At 48.6% G+C, this 2076-nt stretch carries 2 protein-coding genes; both read right to left on the reverse strand.

Features of this window, described 5'->3' with window-relative positions:
• Positions 1–675, reverse strand: a 675-nt coding sequence (locus ACGF63_RS22730) for a DUF4123 domain-containing protein (protein WP_387633347.1), incomplete at its 3' end; no start/stop codon positions are given.
• On the reverse strand, positions 675–2076 hold a 1402-nt coding region (gene tssI / locus ACGF63_RS22735), incomplete at its 5' end, for a type VI secretion system tip protein TssI/VgrG (RefSeq protein WP_387633349.1). The genes ACGF63_RS22730 and tssI, both read right to left, overlap by 1 nt.

Raw genomic sequence — 2076 nt, forward strand, 5'->3', positions numbered from 1 at the left:
AGGGGAATAATGCGGATTTGGGAGGGGATCTTGCAATATTCTATCTGCAATTGCCGACAGGGTTGAATGTGGCAGCGCTATGGTGCCAGCTCCATTATGGTAATTGATTTCATTAATGAGTCGCGTCAGTTTATTAATAAATCTTTGCTCGAACAGGTTATTTAACTGAGCATATTGCTCGGGGGCAATTTGCAACATCTTTTGCCTGGAGCGCGCTTCTGCAGGAAATTGTTTTCTGACGGCGTGAAAATTATCTTCCTGTTTAATCCCCATCAGGGAGGTGGTAATTTTATTTATCGGCCCCAGAAAGCAGTGAATTTCCCAGTCATTCAGGACACTGAGAAATTCCCAGATATTGCGCGGATCATAAAACCGGAAAAAGACCGGTTTATCTTGCTCCGGTAATAATACCTGAAGAGATTTACGCAGATGCTGACGCAATGTTCTCATGTCCGCCTGTGAATGAAGACAAATTCCCCAGGGGGTTTGCCATTCCGCCAAATAAAGTCCGACTTTTTCTGTGACTTCCACTAAATAAGGCGCGACTTTAAGCAGTTCAGGTTGTAAAGACTCATTATAAAGACAGGTCACCGGGGGATTAACATGTTCCAGAACAAAGAACAATCGGGGTTCGCTGGCGCCGTCAATGACGGCATAGTGTTTTTCAGTGGCCATCAGTCGTTATCCTCCTTTGGACAATGTGCAACAAACATCGAGCCGGCACTGGCGGCCGCTTGCAGAATGGCTGGATTAGCGGGCCGCAATAAATCCCCCGGGCTGCCACCTGAGTTTAGATTAATGGACGGGCCTTTGATATCGACACCACCGGCATGAATGACCACAAAATTATTCCCCACTTTCAGGCTAATTTTGCTGTTACTCTGCACCGTAATATCACCCTCGGTATCAATACTGAACATCCCCTGGATTTTCTGTGCCATATTGCCACTGACCTGCAAGGCTTTGTCACCGTCAACCTGAGCAAGATAGTTACCGGTGGTTTTATGATCCTGTTGCCCTTCAACCGTGACTTTACGGTTATTGGCAATGGCCAGTTCGTCATCATGTCCAATAGCCGTTGTGCGGTTGTAATTAATTTTTTCATCCCGGGAATTACGCACCTGAATCGCCAGATTTTTCTGGGCGTGAATAAAGACTTCTTCCCGATCTTTTTCATCCTCAAACCGCAGTTCATTAAAACCCTCTCCTTTATGGGTTTTTGAGCGGATTGACATCTGGGTTTTTGCTATCGGTAACGGGTTCGGCACAATATTGCTGGCATGATAGGTGCGCCCAATAATAATCGGCTGGTCCGGGTCACCATGCAAAAAATCCACCAGCACTTCCTGACCCACGCGCGGAATGGCAATCATGCCCCAACGCTGGCCGGCCCAAGCCTGGCTGACTCTAATCCAGCAGGAGCTGTTATCATTAAATTTGCCATATTCGTCCCAGGCAAATTGCACCCGTACCCGCCCATATTCATCACAAAAGATTTCTTCCCCTTCCGGACCAACCACCGTCGCAATTTGCAGGCCATCAATGCGCGGTTTCGGGTAAGGTGAAGGACGCCATACCCGGTAACAGTCACCAAAGGTGAAGCTGTTGGTCAGGCTCGTCCCCCTCTCACCAAAACGGGATCCATCCGCCTGCGGTTGTCTGCCGTGGTGACTGATTTCAATCACTTGCCAGAGAGTATTAAATTTTTCTTTCGGGTGATCGGTAAGTGTAAATCCCGAAGCAGGCGAAAGGGCAAAACAGTCACTTTGCCCGTGACCGAGCATCGCGTCACGGCGGAGGGCTTCCAGACGATATTGACTGATCCGCTGTCCCGTCCCGTCTTTATAGCGCCCGGGAAAATCGTAGTAACGGTAGCTGTGCAGATCTGAGCGTTGATGGTGAAGCTGACGTTCATGATAGAAATACTCGGCGGCCCAAACGGGATTTTTAAAGGTCCGATCGCGCAAAGCAACACGCGCAATGCCGACCTGTTCACGCCAGCGAAATTGATTGATACAGCATTGGCTTCCTGTCTCATCCCATCCGGGATGGTAAGGCAGTGAATGGTTACCATTT

This window comes from Photorhabdus sp. RM322S (assembly GCF_042879395.1).
Taxonomy (GTDB): Bacteria; Pseudomonadota; Gammaproteobacteria; order Enterobacterales; family Enterobacteriaceae; genus Photorhabdus; species Photorhabdus khanii.